We start from the raw sequence: 23326 nt of genomic DNA on the forward strand, positions 1-23326 counted from the left end.
ATTTCGCGAGGCGCGAAGCGATCAGGTCGGGGCCGGCGTATCCCAGAGCCATGAAAACAGCAGAGTCTCCGTCAACTCCACGAAGGCATCGAAGGCGCGACGGCTGAGCGTTCCCTGCGCGACCGGATCCTTCGTATAGAGCGGCAGTTCGCGCAACAGCCGCGCGCCGGAAAAGACGCGGAGCGTTCCGGCTTCGTAGCCAGCCGCAACAGGTGCTGTCAGGGGCCAACGGTAGACGATGCGGGCCGAGAGGCGATCGGGATTGTCGTTTGCCACATAGACATCGACTGGCATCTTGGCGAGCAGCCCGACTGTGGATTGTGCCCCGCCGTAGACGCTGGCATTGCCGATCACTTCGCCGTCGGCGAAGATGCGCTGGCTTTTGAAGTTGCTGAGGCCCCATTCCAGCACGCGGCGGCTTTCTTCGGTGCGTTCCTTGTCCGTTTTCAAGCCGCCCAGCGCCAGAAACAGCCGTCTGCCATCGCGCTGGATGGAGGCGACGATCGAGTAGCCCTCACCGTCCGCAAAGCCGAGGCCTAGGCCATCGACGCCGATGTTAAGCGGCAGCAGAGGATTGCGATTGCGCTGGAAGATCTTGTTCCAGGTGAAATCCGGCTGGGCGAGATACTTGTAGAAATCGGGATAATTCTGCTGCAGGTCCTGCGCCAGCGTCACAAGTTCCCGCACCGAGACTTTGCCGCCGCCGTTCTGATCGTTCGCATCCGGTAGGCCAGTGGAATTGGTGAACACCGCCCGAGGCATGCCGATCTCCCGCGCACGCGCCGTCATGCGTCGGGCAAATTCCTTTTCGCTGATCGAAATCCCCTCGGCAAGAACGATGCAGCTATCATTGGCCTGTTGCACCGCGATGCCCTGGATCAGGTCCCCGACGCGCACGCGCGATTTCAGCGCGGCGAACATAGTCGAGGTGCGCGACGGCGCCCCGCCGGTGCGCCAGGCATTTTCGGAGACCGGATATTCGGTATCGAGTGTGATCTCTCCCCGCTTGATTGCATCGAAGATGACGTCCAGCGTCATCAGCTTGGCAAGCGATGCCGGAGAAATGGGTTGATCCGCGTTCTTGGCAAGCAGGATCGTGCCGGTGGAGGCTTCAATCATGAAGGCCTGGGTGGCCTTGGTATCGAAAGCGGGAGGCGGTGCCTGCTGCGCGACCGCTTGCAGACAGCCAACTCCGACAAGGAAGAAAAACGCGACAGTAAAGCGTCTTAGCATGCCGGCTCCCCAATGCGACCACCCCCGAACATATTAGCCAGGGGTGAAGATTCAGGCAATCAAGCCAATCAATCGACTTGCGTCTGACCTTGATGCTGGCGGTGATAAGCGGAGAGGATCGATTCCTGCGTCAACCCGTCATTGCGGACCATGACCGCATCGAAAGCGAGGTTGACATAGACCGTCTTGACCGGCGCATCCTGGTAGGCCGCAACCGTGGAGGCGAGCGACGGCGTGGCGAGGCTGGCCATGCCCGGCGAGAAATCCGGACGCTCGTAAGGGATGGGTCCGATAATGGGCAGGACAACAAGCGTCGGCTCGACAGGATCAACGGACGGCGCGGCGCCGCCGTTCCAGGTCATCGGCGGCGGATTGTTGTGCTTGCCGGCATTGGAATTCGTCGGCGTGGAGCCGGCAAAGGCGACAGCAGAATTCGGCGAGGATCGCGGTATCGGAGCCAGTGCCGGTGTGGTGTCGAAGCTGCGCTGCTCACGGCTCTTGCGGGCATAGCTATCCGACTGGGGCAATTGATCGGCGGTCATCGCGCCGTTCGAAGCAACCATCACGCCCGTTGCGATCTGGTCGCCGGGATTGATGCTTGGAATGCGCGACCCCTTGGGAATGTAGGAGGCCATCAGATAGGGCTCGTCGTGGCCGTCCATACGGGCGCGGCCGACATATTGCACGCGCACATCACCGGTGCCGCTGTGCTGCAGATCGAGCAACTGTGCCGTCTTGTTGGAAAGGTCGATGATACGGCCGGGATGATAAGGCCCGCGATCGTTGACGCGCACGATGATGGAGGAGCCGGTTTCGACATTGGTCACGCGCGCATAGCTCGGCAGCGGAAAAGTCGGGTGTGCTGCGGTCAGCGCCTGCTGGTCGTAGACTTCGCCATTGGCGGTCAGGCGGCCGTGAAAAGCAGAGCCATACCAGGAGGCGATCCCGGTCTTGTTATAGGCATAATCCTCCTTGGGATAATACCACTTGCCCTTGACCTGATAGGGATTGCCGACGAGGAAACGGCCGCCGCCCTTGGGAACAGGTCCGTTGGCGACAACCCGCGGGCTTGCTTTGACGCCATATTCCTTCTCGGAAAAATATTCCTTGCCGTGCTGACGCTTCGTCGCAACCTGCTGCGAGGTTCCGCAAGCGGTGACGGTGGCGCACATCAGTGAGAGAGCAAACCAACGCATACCTGTCGCGTATGTCACCGCACGATTATCGAATTTCATCTGTCCCACGCCGCTTAACAAATTACCAGGACCGAGGCATGCAATGGCATATCCCTCATGCCAATATCTGCTACGCCCCAATCACCTAACGGTACTTTAATCATGATTGCATGTTGTCGAATTTGCGTTCCGAATTGAGCGGATACGGACAATTCCGAATGTTATGGTTAATGAATTATGAAAATAAAAGCTAGTGGAAGGCTACTGCCCGACACTTGGCCGCCTTCGCGCAGGTCGAGTATGAGGATAAAATCAGGGCCGATACGTCTAAACGATACCCCCGCACGGCCCGGTGTGAAACGCGCGGCTAACGAACGTTGCCAGATCCCACCGAGCCGCGATGGCGGACGCTACAAGGGTTAGTTGATTGCTTTTGCTCAAACAATGATCCAAGTTTCCACCGTTAACCTGACTCTACGAACCCCCAACCAAGTCAGTTAACGGAGGAAAACATCATGCGATTTGTTAAGACATTCACGGCAGCGGCCATTGTTGCTTTGATCAGCGCAAACGCGATGGCGCAAACAACGACCCCATCGACGACAACGACCACGCCGGCCACCACCACGACCACGACAGCGCCGGCGGCAACCGCGAAAACGACCGCAACCGCGACGAAGCAGAAGGCCGCCAAGCCTGCACAGACAGAGATTTCGAAGGCTTGCTCCGCACAGGCTGATGCAAAGGGCCTGCATGGAAAGGAACGCTCCAAGTTCCGCAGCCAGTGCAAGAAAAACGGCGGCAAGGTATAAGCCGGCCTGACATTGAGGCTGCGGCGTGAACACCGCCGCAGCCCTCTCGGTTCCGGGCGATGGACATCGTCAAGCCTATTCATCCGTGGTGGCAATTACCTATGATATTGGTAATTCTAAATAGAAATTAGAAAAAGCCAGGCCACTGGACGCCAAGGTCAGTGAAGCAACTGCGCTACCATAAATGCCACCGTGATTGCGCCTGCACATACCGTCAAAGCAGTCAAAATCGAAGTCGACATCATCCGCACCTCAAACCCGAACGTTGGAGGCTAACTACAGGAGCGAGTGAGGAATGTCGCGTGACAGCTGGCGTGACATGGTGAGAAATGGCCGAGGGTGTGCAGCCATGGGCGTATCATGTCTCGTGTCTTCAGGAAAAAGAACGGCCACGTAATCTCGTGGCAGCAGCGTGACGTCAATCGGCCGCCCGACCCCGCCCTAAAGTTGACGGCAGTCGCGTTCTTCGGTGGTGTCTACAGGATCGACGGTGACAATCAAGTGGCATCTCGCAGGTGAACGCGAGGCTGTTATGCCGGGGCCGAAATATGGAATTGAGTACCGGCTGTTATGGATAAGGGTAGAAATGGCGGAAGAGGTGGGATTCGAACCCACGGTACGGTTTCCCGCACGCCGGTTTTCAAGACCGGTTCCTTAAACCACTCGGACACTCTTCCTGTCGCCGAAGCGTTACGCTTCAGAAAATGTGGTGGGCTGGCTTTACAGCTATTCGGGCCGGAGCGTCAACCGGTTGCGCGGCGGTGTGCGGCCCAATTCGTGTCCCAATCGAGGACGTCTGGATTGGGCTAGGCGTTTCAGTGATCGGGCGATAGTAATTTGGGACCGATTATCCGGAAGGACACCGCCCTCGCCCATGACGCCCAGCGACCGCCCCCTGCCCCTCGGCCAGGCACCGCTTGCCGGCCCTGACCTTGCCGCTTTCTTTTCCCGTGACGCCGTGGTCGTTGCGTCCGATCTCATCGGCGCGCGCTTTACCGTTGCGGGCGTTGGCGGGCGTATCGTGGAGACGGAAGCTTACCGGCCGGATGATGAGGCATCCCATGCTTTTCGCGGGCCAACGGCGCGCAATGCGGCTATGTTCGGTCCGGCGGGGCATGTCTACATCTATCGGTCCTATGGCATTCACTGGTGCGTGAATTTCGTCTGCACGACGGGGAGCGCGGTGTTGATCCGGGCGATGGAGCCGGAAAGCGGAATCGGAGAGATGATCCAGAGGCGCGGCACTGCCGACATAGCGGCACTTTGCAGCGGGCCGGGAAAGCTGACACAGGCGATGGGCATCAATATCAGTCTGAACGGCAGGGCATTGGATGCTGCGCCCTTTGAATTCTCTCCGGCCGAACCATTGTCCGTCGTCGCGGGCAAACGCATAGGCATCAGTAGGAATGTCGATCCGCTCTGGCGCTTCGGCGCGGTCGGCTCACGCTTCGTCAGTCGCCGATTCCCGCAAGGATAAAAAAGGGCCGCCGGCGTGGTGTCCGGCGGCCATGTAACCGCGCAGTGAAACTGGAAAGACTGCGCGGCTATTCCATAGCAACGCTATGATCGACCACCGGCGGCGCGGCTGGCTTGCGCAGCAGCATGAGCAGCGGCATGGCAAAGATCGACATCAGCATCAGCAGCTTGAAATCGTCCATATAGGCGATGATCGTCGCCTGCGTGGTGATGATGCTGTCGAGCGAGGCGCGGCCAACGGCCGTCACCGGGCTGAGGCCCTGCGCCGCCGTCGCGTCGAAATAGCGGTTGAATGGCGTCACATAGGCGGCGATCGTCGAATGGTTGACCTGGGTATTCTCGGTGATCAGCATCGAAACGACGGATATGCCGACGCTGGAGCCGATGTTGCGCGAGAGATTGTAGAGGCCGGTCCCCTCGCCGCGCATTTGCGCCGGCAATGTCGCAAAGGCGATCGTCGTCAGCGGTACGAAGAGGAAGCCAAGACCGGCGCCCTGCACGAAACCGACCGAGATCAGCGTCCATTGCGAGACGTCGGGCGTCCAGCCGGTCATGTCGTACATCGCCCAGGCGGTCAGAGCGAGGCCGATGAACAGCAGCCAGCGCGTATCCACCTTGCCGATCAGCCGTCCCACAAGGAACATGCAGAACATGGTGCCGAGGCCGCGCGGACCCATGACGATGCCGGCGGTGACGACGGGATAGCCCATCAGCGTCTGCAGATAGGGCGTCATCAGCGCCAGCGAGGCGAGATAGGTGACGCCAACGATGAAGATGAACAGCATGCTCACCGCGAAATTCTGGTCCAGGAACAATCGCGGATTCACGAAGGACTTCTTCGCCGTGAACGTATGCACCAGGAAGAGATAGAAGGCGCAGGCGCAAACCAGGGCCTCAATGATGATCTCCCCGGAGTAGAACCAGTCCAGCTGCTCGCCACGGTCGAGGAAAAGCTGTAGTGCTGCGATGCCGATCGACAGCATGCTGAAGCCGAATATGTCGAGCTTGGCGAGCGCGTCGAGCTTGGTTTCCGTCACATAGACGACGATGCCAAAGAAGGCGAGCGCGCCGATCGGCACGTTGATGTAGAACACCCAGCGCCAGCTCATATTGTCCGTCAGCCAGCCACCGATAACAGGCCCGAGCACCGGGCCGACCATGACTGAGACGCCGAACAGCGCCATGGCTTTGCCGCGTTCCTCGACATTGTAGATGTCAAGCAGGATGCCCTGCGACAGCGGCACGAGCGCTGCACCGAACAGGCCCTGCAACAGGCGGAAGCCGACGATCTGGTTCAGTGATTGCGCCAGGCCGCACAGCACGGAGGCGACGACGAAGCCGGCGATCGCCACCAGCAGCACGCGTTTGCGGCCGAACTTGGCCGACAGGAATCCCGACGGCGGCGTCATGATGGCGGCGGCGACGATATAGGAGGTCAGAACCCAGTTGATCTGGTCAGCGCTGGCCGAAACGTCGCCCTGGATATGCGGCAGAGCGACGTTGGCGATGGTGGTGTCCAGCGCCTGCATGATGACCGCCAGGATGACGCAAGCGGTGATGGCGCCGCGATTGGCGATCGGGCCTGCGGGGGAAGCGATGGCAGCGTTACTCATGATCCTGACCGTGGGATTGGCCCAACAGGCTGGCGATGGAGTCCGGCAGGCCGCGGGCGTGACCGGTATCGACGCCGGCGACGACGCTCATGCCGACGCGCAGCGGCGGCTTGCCCTGGGTATCGTCGATGCTGATGATCATCGGGATGCGCTGAACGACCTTCACCCAGTTGCCCGTCGTATTCTGCGCCGGCAGCAGCGAGAAGCTTGCGCCGGAGGCCGGCGAGATGCTGGAGACGGTGCCCTTCCAGGTGACGCCAGGATAAGCATCGACCGAGATCGTCACCTTCTGACCGGTCTTGACATAGGTCAGCTCGGTTTCCTTCGGGCTGGCGTTGATCCACATATTGGTGGTGGACACCAGCGAGAATCCCTGTTGCGCGGCCGTCAGATAGGCGCCGACCTGCAGCGAGGGAACATTGGTGGTGATGCCGTCGAAGGGTGCACGCACGACCGTATCGTCGAGTTCGCGCTGGGCGTTGTCGACGGCGGCCTTGGCCTGCAGGTAAAGCGGATTCTGTTCGACCGGCAGGTCGGCGTTGCCGCCGAGCTGGGCGAGCGTGGTTGCCGCCTGCGCCTGGGCGACGGAGACCTTCTGCTGAGCCGCATCGAGATTGTGCTTGGCCTGATCGTAAGCGGCCTTGGAGGCGACCGAGCTGTTGATCAGGTTCTGCTGGCGCTCATATTCATTCTGGTAATAGGGAATGTCGGCCTGCGCCTGGGCGATCTCGGCGAGCGATTGCTTGTAACTCGCCTGCAGGTTCAGGATCTGGTTGCGGGCGTTGCCGAGCTGCGCCTGCGCGCCTTCCAGCGTAATGCGGAACGAATCGGGCTTCAGGCGGAAAAGCACCTGCCCCTTCTTCACCACCTCATTTTCATGCACGTCGACCGAGATCACCGTGCCGGAAACATCGGTCGAAACGCCGACCATGTCTGCCTGGACATAGGCGTTGTCGGTGGACATGATTTGCCCGCCTGTGACGTAATAATAGCCGCCAACAACCAGGGCGACTGGCAGTAGCGCGAAGAGGATCGGCCGCGTCGGGCTGCGGCGCTTGCGCGGCTTTTCGGTAGCGGCAGCCGGAGCCGCGGCCCCTGCTGCTGCAGGCGCGGGCGCAGGGTTGGAGGACGGCGCCTCTGCAACTGCGGCTTGATTCTGTTCGCTAGCGGAATTTGCATTTGCGGGTACGCGAAGCGGAGAGGATGCGTCAGCCATGATGTGTCTCTTTGTCGCCCACCGTTGCACGGCAGGCCTGAACCAGGTTCGATTTCATTAGGGTAAGCAATTGATAAAGGCGCTCATGTTCCTCGATGGGAACGCCTTGCAGGGCCTCCCTGCGGGTCTGGTCGCCCAAACTGCGCATGGTGTCGAGCAATGGCCGGGCGTCATCGCGCATGTAGAGCAGCCAGCTCCGGCGATCGTTCGGATGCTGGCGACGTTCGACCAGTCCGCGATCGGCCAGCTTGTCGAGGATACGCACCAGCGTAATCGGCTCGATTTCCAACATCTCGGCAAGACCGGCCTGATGGATACCCTCGTTGTTCGAGAGATAGGCAAGCGTCTGCCATTGGGAGCGCGTCAGCCCCAAATCTTTAGCACGCTGCTCGAACCGCTTCCGAAGAAGCCGGGCAACGTCGTGGAGGAGAAAGCCGAGGGTCGGTGCTGTGTGCATGATATGAGAAGCCTGCTATTCATAAGCAACCTTATAATGCCGTGACGTATAATAAGCGGACGCCCGATTCAAGAGGTCGAGGCGCGATCAACGGCGGATTGTCAAAATGTCGCAGGGGTGTCGCAAAGATGTCGCAGTCGCCAGGGATACGAAGCTACGCGCGACTCATGATTCAAAATTCAAACTGGAAACGGAATCCGCAGGCTCCAAGCCCGCGGATTTATAGATTCTGCACGCACATGCGCTATCGATGGCTGAGCAGGCCTATCAGATAACCAATGCCGGCTGCGGCCGCGACCATGAAGATCGGTTCCTGACGAACCTTCTCCCGAAGCTGCTCGGTTACTTCCTGAGCCTCCTCGGTGACGACCGACTTTGCGCCCTGCCCGACCGCTGCCACACTATGGGAAAGTCTTGTCAAATCCTCCCGCAGCGCTGCAATCTGTGCGGCCAGGTCGTCGACGGCGGTTTCTGCGTGTGCCTGTGCTGAGGCGGATTGGGCGGAAGCGGATTTCGTCTCGGCCATCGTCGGCTCCTTTTGTTGTTACCTTGTCAGTCAACGTCAATGCTGGGTAAAGGTTCCGGAGCTTTGGTGCCTCGCCCGGTTGATTTCCTTGGTAGCTCTTCAATTCCGTTTCGGATTGCTCTAAGGAACTCCGATTGCTTCGCCCGCGGGCGAAGAGGGTATTGATGACGAGGTTTGCCTTCCGATGTTCGATGTGTTGAGAAAACTGGCCAAGACCTGGGTTGCCAAGGGTATCTTCGTGCTTCTGATTGCTGCTTTCAGCATATGGGGCATCGAAAGCCGAATGGTGACGGGAGGGAGCAGTAATGCCGTCGTGACCGTCGGTGATCAGAAGATCGATACCAACGAATTCCGCCTTGCCTATCGTCGTCAGATTCAGGCGATCAGCCAGCAGCTGCGCATGCAGATCACGCCGGAACAAGCACGCGCCTTCGGCATCGCGCAGCAGACCGTCGCGCAGCTTGTGGCCGGCGCCTCGCTCGACCAGCTCGCCAGCGATATGAACCTCGGCCTGTCGCAGGATCGTCTTGCTCAGCTCATCGGTGACGATCCGGCTTTCAAGGCGCTGAACGGCACCTTCGATCGCCAGAAGTTCGAGAGCCTGCTGCGCAACAGCAACATTAATCCCGACGATTATATCAAGGAGCGCAGCAAGGTCGCGGTCCGCAGTCAGATCGTCGAAGCTGTCTCCAACGGCTTTGTCGCCCCGAAGACGCTGGTGGATGCCGTCAAGCAGTATCATGATGAAAGCCGCAGCATCGACTATCTGCTGCTGACCAATGCCAATATCGATCCGATCAAGGCTCCGGCAGACGACGTGCTGTCGAAATGGTTCGATGGCGTCAAGTCGAAGTTCCGCGCTCCCGAATATCGCAAGTTTTCTTATGTGAAACTCCAGGCGGAAGACATTGCTGATCCCGCAAGCGTCACCGACGATGCCGCTCGCGCTGAGTTCGAGAAGCGCAAGAATAGCTTCACCACGCCGGCAACGCGCACGATCGAGCAGCTGACCTTCGCCAACAAGGACCTCGCAAATGCGGCCTCGGATGCGCTGAAGACCGGTACGACGTTCGATCAGCTCGTCACCGACCAGGGCAAGAAGCCGGCCGACGTATTGCTTGGCACCTTCACCAAGGAGCAGGTTCCGGATCAGACGCTCGCCCAGGCCGCTTTTGCCGTGACCAAGGAAGGCGGCACGACGCCCGTTGTCGACGGTTCCTTCGGCCCGGTGATCCTGCGCGTGACCAACGTCAAGGACGAGACCGCGAAGAACTTCGACGACGTCAAGGAAGATATCCGCAAGCAGATCGCGCTCAACGCCGCCGCCAGTGATATCACCAGCATCCATGACAAGTTCGAAGACCTGCGCGGCTCCGGCGTATCCTTGCAGGAGGCTGCCCAGCAGTTGAACCTGAAGGCGGTAACGGTGGATGCGATCGATTCCACCGGGCTCGACCAGGCCGGCAACGAGATCAAGGATCTGCCCGCCAGGCAGCAATTGCTCGGCGAAGTCTTCAAGGCGGAACAGGGCAGCAATGCCGCGCCCATGACGGTCGGCAACGACGGTTACGTCTGGTACGATGTCCTGGGTATCACCCCGGATCGTGATCGCCCGCTTGCCGAAGTCCGTGAAAAAGCCGTTGTCGACTGGACTGCCGAGCAGCAGAAGATCGCTCTCGCCGCCAAGGCCAACGAGCTGAAGCAGGAAGCGCAGAAGGGCAAGTCGCTTGCCGATATCGCCACGCCGCTCGGCATCGCCGTCGAAAGCAAGGCTGACGTGACGCGCACGACGGACGATCCGGTTCTTGGTCGTGCCGGCGTTGCCGCCGCCTTCTCCGGCCCGATCGACACGGCTGCCAATGCCATCGGTGCTGATGACACGACGCAGATCCTGCTGAAGGTCACCGACGTCAACAACAATCCGACGACCGATGCGCTCAGCAACCAGGATCAGCAGGCGACCCAGATTGCCAACGCTGCCGGTGACGACATTCTCGACCAGATCGTTGCCGACCTGCAGTCGAAATACACCGTCACGGTCAACCAGAACCTCGCCGAACAGGCGATGTCTCGCTAGCTCGGTCGGGAGGATCGATAGCCGATGGCTGAATTGAAACCTTTCCTCGCCAAGGTCGCCAATCGCGAGGTGCTGACGCGGGACGAAGCCCGTCAGGCATTCGATATTTTGATGTCAGGTGAAGCCACGCCCTCGCAAATCGGCGCATTCCTGATGGCGCTGCGCGTGCGGGGCGAGACGGTCGACGAAATCGTCGGTGCCGTCACGGCGATGCGTGCCAAGATGTTGCCGGTGGAAGCGCCGGCGGATGCGATCGATATCGTCGGCACCGGCGGCGATGGCTTTGGCACCTACAACATTTCGACGCTTGCGGCGTTCATCGTTGCCGGTGCAGGCGTGCCGGTCGCCAAGCACGGTAACCGTGCTCAGAGCTCCAAGGCCGGTACGGCCGACACGCAGTCCGTGCTGGGTATCAAACTCGATATCGGTCCCGAGGTCATTGCCCGTTGCATTCGTGAGGCCGGTATCGGTTTCATGTTCGCGCAACTGCATCATTCCTCGATGCGCCATGTCGGCCCTTCCCGCGTTGAACTCGGTACTCGCACAATCTTCAATCTATTAGGACCTTTGGCGAACCCGGCTGGCGCTCGACGGCAGTTGCTCGGCGTTTTCGCGCCGCAATGGGTCGTGCCGCTCGCCGAGGTGCTGAAGGACCTAAATGCCGAAAGCGTCTGGGTCGTGCACGGCAATGGCCTCGACGAAATCACAACGACAGGAACGACCTCGGTCGCAGCCCTCGAGGACGGCAGGATCCGCACCTTCGAACTGACGCCGGCCGACTTTGGCCTCGCGCATGCCGATCTTGCCGACCTCAAGGGCGGCGACGGCATTGCCAACGCGGCAGCGCTCCGCGCCGTGCTCAGCGGTGAAAAGAATGCCTATCGCGATATTTCGCTTGCGAACGCGGCAGCATCACTGGTGATTGCCGGCAAGGCGGAAACGCTTCATGATGGCATGAAGCTCGCGGCCCAGTCGCTCGATAGCGGCGCAACCGCCGCTGCGCTGGAAAAGCTGATCGCCGTCTCCAACGCCGAAGAATAGGTTCAGGACGTCATGACCGATATTCTCAAGAAGATCGAAGCCTATAAGCGCGAAGAGATTGCCGCCGCCAAGGCCAAGGTCTCGCTTGCCGATCTCAAGGCGATGCAGGCGGGCCAGTCCGCGCCGCGCGGTTTCCATAAGGCGCTGGCCGCCAAGAAGAATGCCGGCTCCTTCGGCCTGATCGCCGAAATCAAGAAGGCCAGCCCCTCGAAGGGCCTGATCCGTTCCGATTTCGATCCGCCTGCCCTCGCCAAGGCCTATAAAGTGGGTGGTGCTGCCTGCCTCTCCGTCTTGACGGATAGCCCGAGTTTCCAGGGTGCGCCGGAATTCCTGACCGCCGCTCGTGCAGCCTGTTCGCTGCCGGCATTGCGCAAGGATTTCATGTTCGAAACCTATCAGGTGCATGAAGCGCGCGCCTGGGGTGGCGACTGCATCCTCCTGATCATGGCTTCTCTCTCCGACAGCGATGCCGAGCGCCTGCAGGACGAAGCCTTCGGCCTCGGCATGGATGTGCTGGTCGAAGTCCACGACGCCGAGGAAATGGAGCGGGCGCTGAAGCTGTCCTCGCCGCTGATCGGCATCAACAACCGCAATCTGCGCACCTTTGAGGTCAGCCTGTCGGTCAGCGAAGCCCTGGCACCTATGGTTCCCGCCGACCGGCTGCTGGTGGGCGAAAGCGGCGTCTTCACCCATGCTGATTGCAAACGGCTGGAAGCCGTTGATATCACTACGTTCCTCGTCGGTGAAAGCCTGATGCGCAAGGACGACGTGGCGGCGGCAACGCGCCTGCTGCTGACCGGCGAAGCCGAGTAAGATGAACACGGAAAAGACCGGCCTCACCCATATCGGCGCTTCCGGCGAGGCGCATATGGTCGATGTCGGCGACAAGGCCGAGACGATCCGTATCGCGACCGCCGAAGGCCATGTCACGATGAAGCCGGAAACGCTGGCGCTGATCCGCGAAGGCAATGCCAAAAAGGGTGATGTCATCGGCACCGCACGGCTTGCTGGTATCATGGCCGCCAAGCAGACCGCCAATCTCATCCCGCTCTGCCATCCGCTGATGCTGACCAAGGTTACGGTCGATATCACCGAGGACGCCGCCCTGCCCGGCCTGCGCATAACCGCAACCGCAAAGCTTACCGGCCGCACCGGCGTCGAGATGGAAGCGTTGACAGCGGTCTCCGTCGCCTGCCTGACCATCTACGACATGGCCAAGGCCGCCGACAGGACAATGGAAATCGGCGGCATCAGATTATTGGAGAAATCCGGCGGCAAATCCGGCGATTTCCGTCACCCGGAGGCCTGACGCATGAGCCTTTTACCCGTAGCGGACGCCCAGGCGCGCCTGCTGAATAGCGCAACGTCGCTCCATCGCATCGAAAGCGTTCCGCTCGACCTGGCCGAAGGCCGGGTTCTCGCCAAGGATCTCTCCGCACGCCTGACCCAACCGCCCTTCGACGCTTCAGCGATGGATGGCTATGCGCTGCGTTTCGAGGATGCCGCCGAGCCGGGCGCAGAACTGACCGTGATCGGCGCTTCCGCCGCAGGCCATGCCTTCGAGGGTGCAGTCGGCAAAGGCGAAACGGTGCGTATCTTCACCGGTGCGCCAGTTCCGGCTGGAGCCGATACGGTGCTGCTGCAGGAAGATGCCGAACGGCCGGAGGATGGTCGCATCCGCACAACTTACCCTCTGCGTAAGGGGCAGCATATCCGCCCGCGCGGCCAGGATTTTGCCGAAGGTGAAGTCGTGCTTCCGGCCGGCACGGTGATGGATTTTTCGCGCCTGACGGTTGCGGCGGCCATGAACCATCCGGCGCTCGATGTCTATCGCCGTCCGCTGGTGGCGATCCTTGCGACGGGCGATGAGCTGGTGACGCCGGGAACCGAGCCGGGGCCTTCGCAGATCATCGCGTCGAACACCTTCGGGATCGCCGCACTCGCCCGCAGCGCCGGCGCCCATGTGCTAGATCTGGGTATCGTCCCTGACGACAAGGCGGAAATTACCGCCGCGATCGGTCGGGCGCAGGTGGCGAAAGCGGATGTCATCGTTACGCTCGGCGGCGCCTCCGTCGGCGATCACGATCTGGTGCAGGCGACGCTTATCGAAGCGGGAATGCAGCTCGATTTCTGGCGGATCGCCATGCGCCCCGGCAAGCCGCTGATGGTCGGCAGCCTCGGCGAGACCCATGTGCTCGGGCTGCCCGGCAACCCGGTCTCCAGCCTCGTCTGCGGCCTGTTGTTCCTGGAGCCGCTGATCCGCAAGTTGGCGTCTCTACCGCCGGTGAAACGCGAGGCCACGGCCCTGGCCGCCATACCCCTCAAAGCCAATGATCAGCGTCAGGACTATGTCCGCGCGACGCTGACGAAAGCCGCCAACGGTTCGTGGCTGGCAGAGCCTTTTTCCAAGCAGGATTCCTCGATGATGAAAGTCTTTTCCCGCGCGGATTGCCTTATCATCCGCCCGCCGCATGTGCCGGAACTTGCCGCTGGCTCCCCATGTCCGGTCCTGCTGTTGCGCCCCGATCTGCTGGGCTAAACCGGTTACAAAAATGCCGGGCAGTTTCGACCACCCGGCATCAATATCACGACATTCAGAACAAGATTACTTGACCGGCTTCTCGTGGTGGCCGCCGAAGCCCGCGCGCATGGCCGACAGAACCTTGTTGGCGTAATCGTCATTGCCGCGCGACGCGAAGCGGCCGTAGAGGGCGGCGCTGAGCACCGGCGTCGGGACGCCTTCGTCGATGGCAGCGGAGATGGTCCACCGACCCTCGCCCGAATCCGAAACACGGCCGGCATATTGCGACAGAGCGGCATCGCCATGCAGTGCGTCGGCGGTGAGGTCGAGCAGCCAGGAGGTGATGACGCTGCCTCGGCGCCAGACTTCGCTGATTTCTGCGATGTCGAGGTTATATTGATAATATTCCGGATGGGACAAGGGCGCGGTTTCCGCGTCGGCTTCGGTGGTCTGCGTGCCGATATTAGCGTGGCGCAGCACGTTGAAGCCTTCGGCATAGGCAGCCATCAAGCCATATTCGATGCCGTTATGAACCATTTTGACGAAGTGGCCGGCGCCGGACGGGCCGCAATGCAGGTAGCCCTGTTCGGCCGTGCTCGCCTTTGCCGCTTCATCGGAGCGCATCGGCGACGGAAGAACATCGCCAACGCCCGGTGCAAGCGTTGCGAAGATCGGCGACAGATGCTGGACGGTATCCTTTTCGCCGCCGATCATCAGGCAATAGCCGCGCTCCAGGCCGAAGACGCCGCCGCTGGTGCCGACGTCGACATAGTGGATGCCCTTGGATTTCAGTTCGCCGGCGCGGCGAATGTCGTCATGATAATAGGAGTTGCCGCCGTCGATGACGATATCGCCCTCGTCGAGCAGCGGAAGGATCGCGGCGAGTTCCTTGTCGACGATCGCGGCGGGCAGCATGAGCCAGACGGCGCGAGGACGGGCGAGCTTCGATACGAAATCTTCGAGCGACGTGCTACCGGCGGCGCCAAGCTTTTCAAGCGTCGCGATGCTTTCCGGGCGCGCGTCGAAAACGACAGCACTATGGCCGCCCTTCATCAGACGCTGCACCATGTTGCTGCCCATGCGGCCAAGGCCAATCATTCCGATTTGCATATGTCAGTCTCCTAGGAAGGATTTGTATCGGTTGAAATCTCAATAAAGATATTTAGCGGTCTTTGCCAATGAACAAATGACGGGCGAGCTATGCAGCCGCGCGGGATCAGGGCGAAACATACGGCGCTCACGCATCTGTGATATTGCCCGACGCTGGCAAGCTGCCATGCTATCGGCATCGACCGTCTCTGGAGCCAATATGCTGGATCACGTTACAATCGGAGTGAGCGATGTCGAGCGGTCGAAAGCCTTCTACGACAAGGCTTTGCTGCCCCTCGGCATAGAGCGTCTATACGCCGAAGGCGCGATATTTGCGGGATATGGGATCAGGCCAAAGGCCTTTTTCTGGATAGGGCAGCGAAATGTGCCGCAAACCGGCGTTCACGTTGCCTTCACGGCAGAGGACAGAGCGGCCGTTGATCAATTCTACGAGGCCGCCCTTGCCGCCGGTGGGCTGGACAATGGGCCTCCCGGTATCCGGTCCCACTATCATCCCAATTATTATGGCGCCTTCATCCTCGATCCCGATGGCCACAATATCGAGGCTGTCTGTCACTCGACCGGCGGGCCGATATAGCGGGCTCGGGGGCGGATGAGATGACCGCTGGTCGACTGCTCCATGGCATGCGCCAGCCAGCCAACCGTGCGGGCAAGCGCGAAGATGATCATCGGGGCATCCTGGGGCAGATGATAGGCTGACGTCATCGCCGTCAGGGCAAAGTCGACATTAACCCGTTCTCCCACGAGGTCTTCAGCGACGCTCCGAACCTCCGCAAACAAGGGCGGCAGGGTGAAGCAAGCGAGCAGCGCCTTGGCGCGCGCATCGCCGTCCGGATAGAACGGATGCCCGACCGCCGGCACTGGCCGGCCTTCCGCCAGATAGCTGCGCACGGCCCCCTCCGCCCCGATCGCGGCGGCGCGGGTGACCAGCGAGCGCACGCTTTGCCACGCACCGCCATGCAGCGGCCCGGTCAACGTCGCAAGACCGGAGAGTGCGGCAGCTGACAGCGTCGCCCCGGCGGAAGCGGTGATTCGCGCCGTGAAGGTCGAGGCGTTGAGCTCGTGATCGGCGAAGAGAACCAGGCAGCGACGGATGAGGTCGCTTGCATCCGGCCTGTCCCAGGCCGTTGCCAGGCGCTCATGCCCCGGCAGCGTCGATGTCCCCGGTGCCAGTGCTACCGCAACGGTGCGGAACACGCTTTCGGCTTCGTTCTGGAGCGCCGGCAACGAGCGCCCAAGCGAAGGCAGGTCCGTCGTAGCGCGCCCAGCCAGGGCAGAAAAGGCAGCGCTCAGGGCGGGCAATCGTTTATCGCCACCCTGCCCTTCCAGCCGCAGTGGCCGCTTCATGTCCCAGAGCAGGACCGCGATATCCTCCAGTGTCGCATGTTCGGCAAGCTTGGCCGTATCCTGCCCTCGATAGAACAACCGACCGTCAGAAACCGTCGACAGTGCCGAAGGCAGCACTGGATCGCCCCATTGGATCGCCTCGGCTGCTACGGTCTCGGTCTTGCGCCGTCCCGCGTGGCGGGCCGCCAACCGTTTGACGTCATCGGTGAAGTAAAGGCTGCGCCGCGTATCCGCGGGATCGGGCTTTGCACGGATGCGGCCACGGCTGACATTGGCGTACAGCGTCTGCGTTTTTGTGCCCAGCAGGGTTAGCGCCTGTTCCGCCGTCAGCCAGCTCATCATTCCTCACATTGATCAATTTCATCAAGATTGACGTCAACGAAAATAGGACTGATCTAAACGCATAGTCAAAGGAGAATGATAATGAAAAGTGGTCTTGAAGATGTCATTGCTGCCGAAACTAAGCTGTCAGATGTCGACGGTGCTGCCGGCCGGCTGATCATTCGCGGCGTGTCGCTGGACGATCTGGTGGCAACGAGCCGTTTCGAGGATGTCGCAGCCCTGCTGCTCGACGGCCTGTTCGAGGAACACGCCGATGCTGCAAGCATCAGGACGCAGTTGGGCGCTGCTCGTGCAGAATTGTTCGCGCATGTCGGCGCCGCCGATCCGGCATTGCTGGCCCTGCCGCCGGTCGAGGCCGTGCGGGCGTTGCTGGCCCGCATCGAGGACGGCGAGGATTTCGCGACCGCCATTCGTCTGATGGCGGCCCCCGCTGTTTTCCTGCCCGCCGTGCTGCGCCTTCAGAACGGTGAGACGCCGATCAAGCCGGATGCCTCCCTGTCGCAGTCCGCCGACATCCTGTACATGCTGACTGGCAAGCGTCCGACAGCGGAGCAGTCCGCCGGCCTCGACGCCTATCTGGTGACGATCTCCGACCATGGCCTGAATGCTTCCACCTTTGCCTCCCGCGTCATCGCCTCGACTCATGCCGGCCTGACATCGTCGGTGCTGGCTGCGATCAGTGCCCTCAAGGGACCGCTGCATGGCGGCGCTCCCGGCCCGGTGCTCGATATGCTCGACGCCGTCGGTGAGCCGGCCAATGCGCGGGCATGGCTGTCACAGGCGCTTGATCATGGTGAAAGGCTGATGGGCTTCGGCCACCGCATCTACCGCGTCCGCGATCCGCGCGCCGATGCCCTGAAGACGGCGCTGAAGCCGATTTTCGCAAGTGGTCAGGCGGATGCCGGTCGCATCGCCCTTGCCGAAGCGATCGAGGCTGCGGCACTTGCGCTCCTCAAGGAACGCAAGCCGGATCGTCCACTCGATGTCAACGTCGAGTACTACACGGCGCTGTTGCTCGATGCTCTCGGCTTTCCGCGCAACTCCTTCACCGGCGTCTTTGCGATCGGCCGCACAGTCGGCTGGATTGCCCATGCGCGCGAGCAGACATTGGATGGCCGCCTGATCCGCCCGCAGTCGCGCTATGTCGGCCCGTTGCCGAAGGCGGCGTAGAAAAGTATCTCATGCGGCCGTGACCTGTCGCGGCCGCATCAGCCCCTCGCGGATATGGCGGGCGAGCTCGGTGGCGGGAAGCGTTGCTTCGCTTTTCGGCAAATGGAGGTTGACGGAGAAGACCGGCAGCTCCGGTAGGCCGTCATTGGTTCCGAGAATATCGAGATCTGCGGGAACGGTGGAGGCGAGCCAGGCGGTGACCGCTAGATCGGTGCGCACCGTTGCGGTCGTCGCTTCGATATTGCCGTTCTCAAAGACCGTCCGCCAGCGCCGCCCATCATCGGCGAGTGCTGCGAAGACCGATGGCCGGAAGGCGCAGGTGTCGGCCACCATCGAAATCGGTAGCGGATCCTTGCGGTAGGCATTGCCCGCCTTGGCACCGACCCAGACCAGCCGGTCGATCGCCAGGCATTCGCCCTTCGATGCGCCGAGTGGCTCCTCCACGATGCCGAGATCGATTTCACCATCGTCAAGCGCCCGCATCAGTTCCGGCGATGAGGCGCAAATCAGAGAAATCTCCACCTGGGGATGACGTTCCGCATAGGATTTGAGAACCGGTGCCAGCGTTGTTCCTATCAGATCATAGGGCACGCCGAGCCGCACGCTGCCCTCGATGGCACTATCCGTCATGTCGGCCCAGATATCGTCGTTGAGGATCAGCAGCCGGCGGGCATTGCCGAGCAGTCGCTCGCCAGCATTCGTCAGCCTTAATCCCCGCTTCTCCCGCTCGAACAAGGCGCAGCCGAGCGCATCTTCCAGGCGCTTGATCTGCTGACTGACGGCGCCCTGCGTCATGTGAAGGGTATTGGCGGCAATCGTCATGCTGCCGTGATCGGTCACAGCGGCGAAGGTTCGAATGAGCGCAATATCAAAGTTCCGGGTCATGCATCCATTATAGATGCTAATGCATGACCATTTCAATATTCGTTTTTCTGATGAACGCCATTTGCCTATGTTTTCGTTGAAAACGGAGATCGTCCCGCATGACCATCAATGCCCTGTTGCCCCTGATCCTCTTCGCGCTGATCTCGACCATCACGCCGGGCGGCGCCACGACGCTTGCGACCGCGTCCGGCGCGCATTTCGGCTTTCGCCGCTCGATCCCCGTGATGGCCGGTTGCGCCATCGGCCTTGGTTCCGTTGCTTGTGCCGCAGCGGCTGGCCTCGGTGGCCTGTTGATGGTTCTGCCCGCGTTGCAGACCGCGATGAAAGCGTTGGGTTCGCTCTACCTGATCTGGCTCGCCATCAGGATCGGCCTCAGCGGGCCGCCGCATCTTTCCGGTGACATGGCGAAACCTACCAGCTTTATCGCCGGCGTCTGGATGCTCTGGTATAATCCCAAGGCCTGGACGATGACGGTCGTCGCGGCAGCTTCCTTCGCCGCATTGGCGAGCAGCCCTGCCACGCTCGCAGTCCTGCTCGGTGTGACAATTTGTCTTGTCGCCGCATTCTCACTGGCGGTCTGGTGCGTCCTCGGGCAAATGCTCGGACGCTTGCTGAAAACGGCATGGCAATGGCGCGTGCTCAATGCCTCGCTCGCCTGTCTGCTCGTGATCTCCATCATCCCGATGTGGCGCGGATAGAGCCTGAAATAGTCAGGGCGTTCCGGATGATGCCTGGCTGCGCCAGAGCCATATCGCCAGGGATCCGGCGCGGCCGCGCAAGCTTGTTTCGAGCGGACCTTCGAGCCTGCCTTCTATATATGGCAGGCTGTCATGTCCGGCGGAATGCAACAGGTCGTTGCTGATGGCGATCTCGGCCTGATTGCGGGCGGCCACTTCCATCAGGCGGCTGGCAACGTTGACCGTGTCGCCGGTCGCCGTGATCTGCTGGCGGCCTTCACCGCCGAGCCTGGAGGCGACGATAGTCCCGAAATGCGCGCCGATCTTGAAGCCGATGCGAGAAGCGGTCGCCTCCGGCAGCGCTGCGAGCCAGCCTCTCATCCTGTCGGCGAGGCGAATGCAACAGCGCGCTGCATTGGCGGGATCGGTTCGCTTCGGCTGCGGCAGGCCGAAAAGGATCATCGCGCCGTCGCCCATGAAGCTGGTAATGGCGCCGCCGCTGGCTGTCACTTCCTCGTCGACGAGATTGTAGAAGCCGTTCAGCAGCTCCCGCACGGCGGTCGGGCCGATTGCCTCGCTGAGACCCGTGAAGCCATTGATGTCGATAAAGACCACGGCCGCCTCCTGATGCACCGGTTCGGCGAGAAAGCCGGGATCATGGGCAAGGTGTTCGGCAAGACCGGGTGCCTGGATGCGCTGCAGGCGTTCGCTCTGCTCGGCAAACCGTCCGGCCTGCCTGCGGCCGAGCCAAAGCTGGGCCGCGCCGAAGAGCAGCGCCGGCGGCACCGTCGCAGCGATCGGCAAGGCGGCGCTCAGCCAAATTCCGTGCTTGAAGGCGCTGACATTGATCGCCAGCCAGGCAAGGATGACGCAGAGCGCCATGATCAGGCCGATGGTGTTGCGCCGCCAGGCAAGCAGGCTGACGATGACGAGCGGCAGGCCGACGGCGAAATAGAGGTCGATGAGACGCACACCGCGGTCACGAACCAGGCCATCGCCGGCAATCAAATGTGTGATCGAGGTGGAGATGACTTCGACGCCCGGTAGCACCGGATCGAAGGGTGTCGGAAAGACATCGCCACCGCCGGTGACGGTGGCGCCGATGACGACGATATGGTCCCTGATCGCCTCCTCCGGTAATTGTCCATTCAACGCCGCGCTGGCGCTGATGGTGCGTATCGTGCCGCGCGGACCGTAGAACGAGAGCGGCATGAGATAGCCGGTATCGGTATGCACAGAACGGTCGCCGATCTTGATGTGGTCGGAGATGACCGTTGGGTGTTCGCCGGTCGCGGCCGAAACGACGCGCAGCGAGAAGGACGGCTCGATCCGCTCGCCGCTGCGAAACAGCATGGGCACGAAACGCGGCGTTCCGGTCTTGTCGGTCTGCACATTGACGATGCCATAGCTCGCAGCCTCCGCGAACCGCTGCTGCGGCTCCAGGAATTGCAGCGCGCTGGGAACGCGGGCGAGAGGTTCCCTACTGTTATCAGTGACGCGCTGGCGGCTTTCGGGAAAGATGCCGGCGGCAGCCAATACGATATTGGCCCGCCTGAGCGATTGCTCCAGCGCCGCATCGCCGGCTTCATCGCCGGGATCAAGCAGCAGCATATCGAGCGCGATTGCTTTTGGTCCCAACGCGGCGATCGCATCTATGATCGTGGCGAGAGTAGCGCGGGGCAGCGGGTAGCGTCCTGCCGCCCGCGAGGCGTCGTCATCGATGGCAAGAATGGTGACGATATCGGGCGGGTGGCGGCTGCCGCCGACCGCATTCCTGAGGTTCGCCAGCGTCGCCTCGGCGCCGTCGATGAAGGGAATATCACCGCGCAAATGCGTGATGCCGAGGCCGAGACCCCAGACGGCGGTCAAGACAAGCGCGATCATCGTCTGGAGCGGCGGTCTGCGCATGGGCGTCAGGATCTCACTGGCCGAGGCGGGCCATCAACGCGTTCATGCGTGGTTGTCCCCAGGCTGTGACATGTAGTGGGGAGCGGCCGCGATCGGCATCGACGCCCTGCCCTTGCCCGAGCGTAACGCCTTGGCCCGTCGAAACCTTGTTGACGGCGACGCGGCCGCGCAGCACCAACACGGATGTCTTGCCACGCTGCGCATCGACTGCCCATCGCGTGCCCCGGACGGCAGCAATCGCCTGCGGCGTCACCACTTCGAACCCGCCTTGAACGCGGCTGCTATCGACATCGACCAGCGCCGCCTTGCTGTTGAGCACGATAGCATCCACCTGACCGTCGCGATTCCGGTCTGCAAGCCGGTAGCGTGCCCCGCGTTCGACGGTGATGCTAAGCCCTGGTTCGCAATTCAGGGTTTGGCGCTCGGCGCTGATCGCCGGCCGCAGCGAGCAGTTTGCGGCGGCCTGCGCAGAGGCCGAGCCAGCGCTGATGGCACAGAGAAAGCCCGCTGCCAGCGCAGCGCCGAGAATATCGCTTGTCTGGATCATGATTGTGCCCCCTCATCGCATGTAACTGGTGCCACGGATGACCATTTCCAGTTACGGCATTCTCGATCCTTGGAGCCGATGATGCGTCAGGAGCGGTTGATCTGCAAGTTGTCGTAACCTCCGGCCTTGTAGAGGACAGTCGAAACCAGCCAGCTCAACAGGAAGATACCGACGATTGCGAAGCCGAAATTGGCAAGATTGTCGTTGAGATCGCCGATAAAGCTCCAGATACCGCCTTCAAGACCGAGTTTGTCGGAGATCAGCCCTATCGCCTCGATGCCGCCGATGAAGATGGCAACGACAACCGACGCGGCGGTGATCGTCAGATTGTACCAGAGTTTGCGCACCGGCTTGACGAAGGCCCAGCCATAGGCGCCGGTCATCAGCGTGCTGTCGATGGTATCCATCAGCGACATGCCGGCGGTAAAGAGCGCGGGAAAGACGAGAATCGTCCAGAAGGACATGCCTTGTGCTGCCTGCGCCGCCGAAATGCCGAGCAGGCCGATCTCCGTCGCCGTGTCGAAACCGAGGCCGAAGAGGAAGCCGATCGGATACATATGCCAGGAGCGCGTCACCACCTTGAACATTGGCCGGAAGATGCGCGCAAGAAAGCCGCCGCCGGCCAGCAGCGCGTCCAGATCCTCGTCAGCGATCTTCTCGCCCCGCCTTGCTCGGCTGAAAGCCGACCAGACGCCCTTGAGCACGAACAGGTTGGCTACACCGATGAGAAGCAGGAAGACGGCCGATACCGTCGTGCCGATGACCCCGCCGACATCGTGAAAGGATTCGAACTGTCCCTGCATCGCAGCCGCCGTCGCGGCAATGAAGATCGAGGCGAGCACGACGATGCTGGAATGGCCGAGCGAAAAGAAGAAGCCGACGGCATAGGGCTGCTTCTTCTCCTGCATCAGCTTGCGCACCACATTGTCGATCGCAGCGATGTGGTCGGCGTCAAACGCATGCCTGAGGCCGAACATGTAGGCGAGAAACGCGGTACCCAGCAGCGATGGCCTGTCGGCGAAGGCGATCCATGCCCAAACCCAGGCGGCTACGTTGAACGCAATCAGCAAAATATAGGTGACGGCAATCTTGGTCTTCGACCGCTCGATCCGGTCATCAAATGGATTGAGTATCATACTTTTGTTCCCAATGTGCTTACCGGCAAATTGCCATGGAAACGGGAACAGCGCGAC

General features: G+C 61.3%; 22 protein-coding genes and 1 tRNA gene. 10 read left to right on the forward strand and 13 right to left on the reverse strand.

Going from position 1 to position 23326, the window contains the following annotated elements:
• Positions 1 to 21: 21 nt before the first annotated feature.
• Together PMI03_RS18255 and PMI03_RS18260 are read right to left on the reverse strand one after the other, a co-directional pair.
• Positions 22 to 1233 carry a D-alanyl-D-alanine carboxypeptidase family protein gene (locus tag PMI03_RS18255; protein WP_007696079.1) on the reverse strand — a complete coding sequence of 404 codons (1212 nt, stop codon included), beginning with the start codon at positions 1231 to 1233 and terminating at the stop codon, positions 22 to 24.
• A 68-nt stretch (positions 1234 to 1301) separates the two neighbouring features.
• The gene (locus PMI03_RS18260) at positions 1302 to 2468 is read right to left on the reverse strand and encodes a septal ring lytic transglycosylase RlpA family protein (protein WP_007696081.1); all 1167 of its coding nucleotides are present in this window, start codon (positions 2466 to 2468) and stop codon (positions 1302 to 1304) included.
• Positions 2469 to 2923: 455 nt separating this feature from the next.
• Here PMI03_RS18260 and PMI03_RS18265 point away from each other — a divergent pair, with 455 nt between their 5' ends.
• Positions 2924 to 3220, forward strand: a complete 297-nt coding sequence (locus tag PMI03_RS18265; protein ID WP_007696083.1) for a PsiF family protein — start codon at positions 2924 to 2926, stop codon at positions 3218 to 3220.
• Positions 3221 to 3807: 587 nt separating this feature from the next.
• On the opposite strand, the gene PMI03_RS18270 is transcribed toward PMI03_RS18265, so the two are convergent.
• Positions 3808 to 3897, reverse strand: a tRNA-Ser gene (locus PMI03_RS18270).
• Positions 3898 to 4094: 197 nt separating this feature from the next.
• Between PMI03_RS18270 and PMI03_RS18275 the strand changes: the two genes are divergently transcribed.
• Positions 4095 to 4697, forward strand: a complete 603-nt coding sequence (locus PMI03_RS18275; protein WP_007696085.1) for a DNA-3-methyladenine glycosylase — start codon at positions 4095 to 4097, stop codon at positions 4695 to 4697.
• Positions 4698 to 4764: 67 nt separating this feature from the next.
• Here PMI03_RS18275 and PMI03_RS18280 read toward each other — a convergent pair whose 3' ends face one another.
• The 4 genes from PMI03_RS18280 to PMI03_RS18295 all read right to left on the reverse strand — a co-directional run bounded on the left by PMI03_RS18280 (position 4765) and on the right by PMI03_RS18295 (position 8508).
• Positions 4765 to 6309 carry a DHA2 family efflux MFS transporter permease subunit gene (locus PMI03_RS18280; protein ID WP_007696087.1) on the reverse strand — a complete coding sequence of 515 codons (1545 nt, stop codon included), beginning with the start codon at positions 6307 to 6309 and terminating at the stop codon, positions 4765 to 4767.
• The gene (locus PMI03_RS18285; protein WP_007696089.1) at positions 6302 to 7525 is read right to left on the reverse strand and encodes an HlyD family secretion protein; all 1224 of its coding nucleotides are present in this window, start codon (positions 7523 to 7525) and stop codon (positions 6302 to 6304) included. Before PMI03_RS18285 ends, PMI03_RS18280 begins: the two co-directional genes overlap by 8 nt.
• Complete coding sequence (locus PMI03_RS18290) at positions 7518 to 7982, reverse strand: MarR family winged helix-turn-helix transcriptional regulator (protein ID WP_007696090.1); 465 nt, start codon at positions 7980 to 7982, stop codon at positions 7518 to 7520. Before PMI03_RS18290 ends, PMI03_RS18285 begins: the two co-directional genes overlap by 8 nt.
• Before the next feature lie 244 nt (positions 7983 to 8226).
• Entirely contained in the window at positions 8227 to 8508 is a 282-nt protein-coding gene (locus PMI03_RS18295) for a hypothetical protein (RefSeq protein WP_007696092.1), read from the reverse strand.
• Between the two features lie 184 nt (positions 8509 to 8692).
• Between PMI03_RS18295 and PMI03_RS18300 the strand changes: the two genes are divergently transcribed.
• The 5 genes from PMI03_RS18300 to glp are packed head-to-tail and all read left to right on the forward strand — an operon-like array spanning position 8693 to position 14165.
• The gene (locus PMI03_RS18300; protein ID WP_007696095.1) at positions 8693 to 10585 is read left to right on the forward strand and encodes a peptidylprolyl isomerase; all 1893 of its coding nucleotides are present in this window, start codon (positions 8693 to 8695) and stop codon (positions 10583 to 10585) included.
• A gap of 24 nt (positions 10586 to 10609) precedes the next feature.
• On the forward strand, positions 10610 to 11626 hold the full coding sequence (gene trpD, locus PMI03_RS18305; protein WP_007696097.1) for an anthranilate phosphoribosyltransferase: 1017 nt from the start codon (positions 10610 to 10612) through the stop codon (positions 11624 to 11626).
• 12 nt (positions 11627 to 11638) lie between these two features.
• Positions 11639 to 12439 carry an indole-3-glycerol phosphate synthase TrpC gene (trpC, locus tag PMI03_RS18310; RefSeq protein WP_007696099.1) on the forward strand — a complete coding sequence of 267 codons (801 nt, stop codon included), beginning with the start codon at positions 11639 to 11641 and terminating at the stop codon, positions 12437 to 12439.
• A 1-nt stretch (position 12440) separates the two neighbouring features.
• Positions 12441 to 12935, forward strand: coding sequence for a cyclic pyranopterin monophosphate synthase MoaC (moaC, locus tag PMI03_RS18315; RefSeq protein ID WP_007696101.1), 495 nt, complete (start codon positions 12441 to 12443; stop codon positions 12933 to 12935).
• Between the two features lie 3 nt (positions 12936 to 12938).
• Positions 12939 to 14165, forward strand: a complete 1227-nt coding sequence (glp, locus tag PMI03_RS18320) for a gephyrin-like molybdotransferase Glp (protein WP_007696103.1) — start codon at positions 12939 to 12941, stop codon at positions 14163 to 14165.
• Positions 14166 to 14231: 66 nt separating this feature from the next.
• Here glp and gnd read toward each other — a convergent pair whose 3' ends face one another.
• A complete protein-coding gene (gnd, locus tag PMI03_RS18325; RefSeq protein ID WP_007696104.1) occupies positions 14232 to 15257 on the reverse strand; it encodes a phosphogluconate dehydrogenase (NAD(+)-dependent, decarboxylating) in 1026 nt (341 codons plus the stop codon).
• 199 nt (positions 15258 to 15456) lie between these two features.
• Here gnd and PMI03_RS18330 point away from each other — a divergent pair, with 199 nt between their 5' ends.
• The gene (locus tag PMI03_RS18330) at positions 15457 to 15834 is read left to right on the forward strand and encodes a VOC family protein (protein WP_007696105.1); all 378 of its coding nucleotides are present in this window, start codon (positions 15457 to 15459) and stop codon (positions 15832 to 15834) included.
• Here PMI03_RS18330 and PMI03_RS18335 read toward each other — a convergent pair.
• Positions 15810 to 16943, reverse strand: coding sequence for a citrate synthase (locus PMI03_RS18335; RefSeq protein WP_007696107.1), 1134 nt, complete (start codon positions 16941 to 16943; stop codon positions 15810 to 15812). The two genes, PMI03_RS18330 and PMI03_RS18335, sit on opposite strands and share 25 nt — an antisense overlap.
• Before the next feature lie 84 nt (positions 16944 to 17027).
• On the opposite strand from PMI03_RS18335, the gene PMI03_RS18340 reads away from it, so the two are divergent.
• Positions 17028 to 18116, forward strand: a complete 1089-nt coding sequence (locus tag PMI03_RS18340; protein WP_007696108.1) for a citrate synthase/methylcitrate synthase — start codon at positions 17028 to 17030, stop codon at positions 18114 to 18116.
• A gap of 9 nt (positions 18117 to 18125) precedes the next feature.
• Here the strand turns inward: PMI03_RS18340 and PMI03_RS18345 are convergent, their stop codons facing one another.
• Entirely contained in the window at positions 18126 to 19001 is an 876-nt protein-coding gene (locus PMI03_RS18345) for a LysR family transcriptional regulator (protein ID WP_007696109.1), read from the reverse strand.
• A gap of 98 nt (positions 19002 to 19099) precedes the next feature.
• On the opposite strand from PMI03_RS18345, the gene PMI03_RS18350 reads away from it, so the two are divergent.
• Positions 19100 to 19699 (forward strand): LysE family translocator, encoded by a 600-nt coding sequence (locus PMI03_RS18350; RefSeq protein ID WP_007696111.1) that lies wholly within the window; start codon positions 19100 to 19102, stop codon positions 19697 to 19699.
• Between the two features lie 12 nt (positions 19700 to 19711).
• On the opposite strand, the gene PMI03_RS18355 is transcribed toward PMI03_RS18350, so the two are convergent.
• The 3 genes from PMI03_RS18355 to PMI03_RS18365 all read right to left on the reverse strand — a co-directional run bounded on the left by PMI03_RS18355 (position 19712) and on the right by PMI03_RS18365 (position 23269).
• Positions 19712 to 21586, reverse strand: coding sequence for a CHASE2 domain-containing protein (locus tag PMI03_RS18355; protein WP_007696112.1), 1875 nt, complete (start codon positions 21584 to 21586; stop codon positions 19712 to 19714).
• A gap of 13 nt (positions 21587 to 21599) precedes the next feature.
• The gene (locus tag PMI03_RS18360) at positions 21600 to 22133 is read right to left on the reverse strand and encodes a FecR domain-containing protein (protein ID WP_007696113.1); all 534 of its coding nucleotides are present in this window, start codon (positions 22131 to 22133) and stop codon (positions 21600 to 21602) included.
• A gap of 86 nt (positions 22134 to 22219) precedes the next feature.
• On the reverse strand, positions 22220 to 23269 hold the full coding sequence (locus PMI03_RS18365; RefSeq protein WP_007696114.1) for a HoxN/HupN/NixA family nickel/cobalt transporter: 1050 nt from the start codon (positions 23267 to 23269) through the stop codon (positions 22220 to 22222).
• Positions 23270 to 23326: the final 57 nt, after the last annotated feature.

This window comes from Rhizobium sp. AP16, assembly GCF_000281735.1.
Taxonomy (GTDB): Bacteria; Pseudomonadota; Alphaproteobacteria; order Rhizobiales; family Rhizobiaceae; genus Rhizobium; species Rhizobium rhizogenes.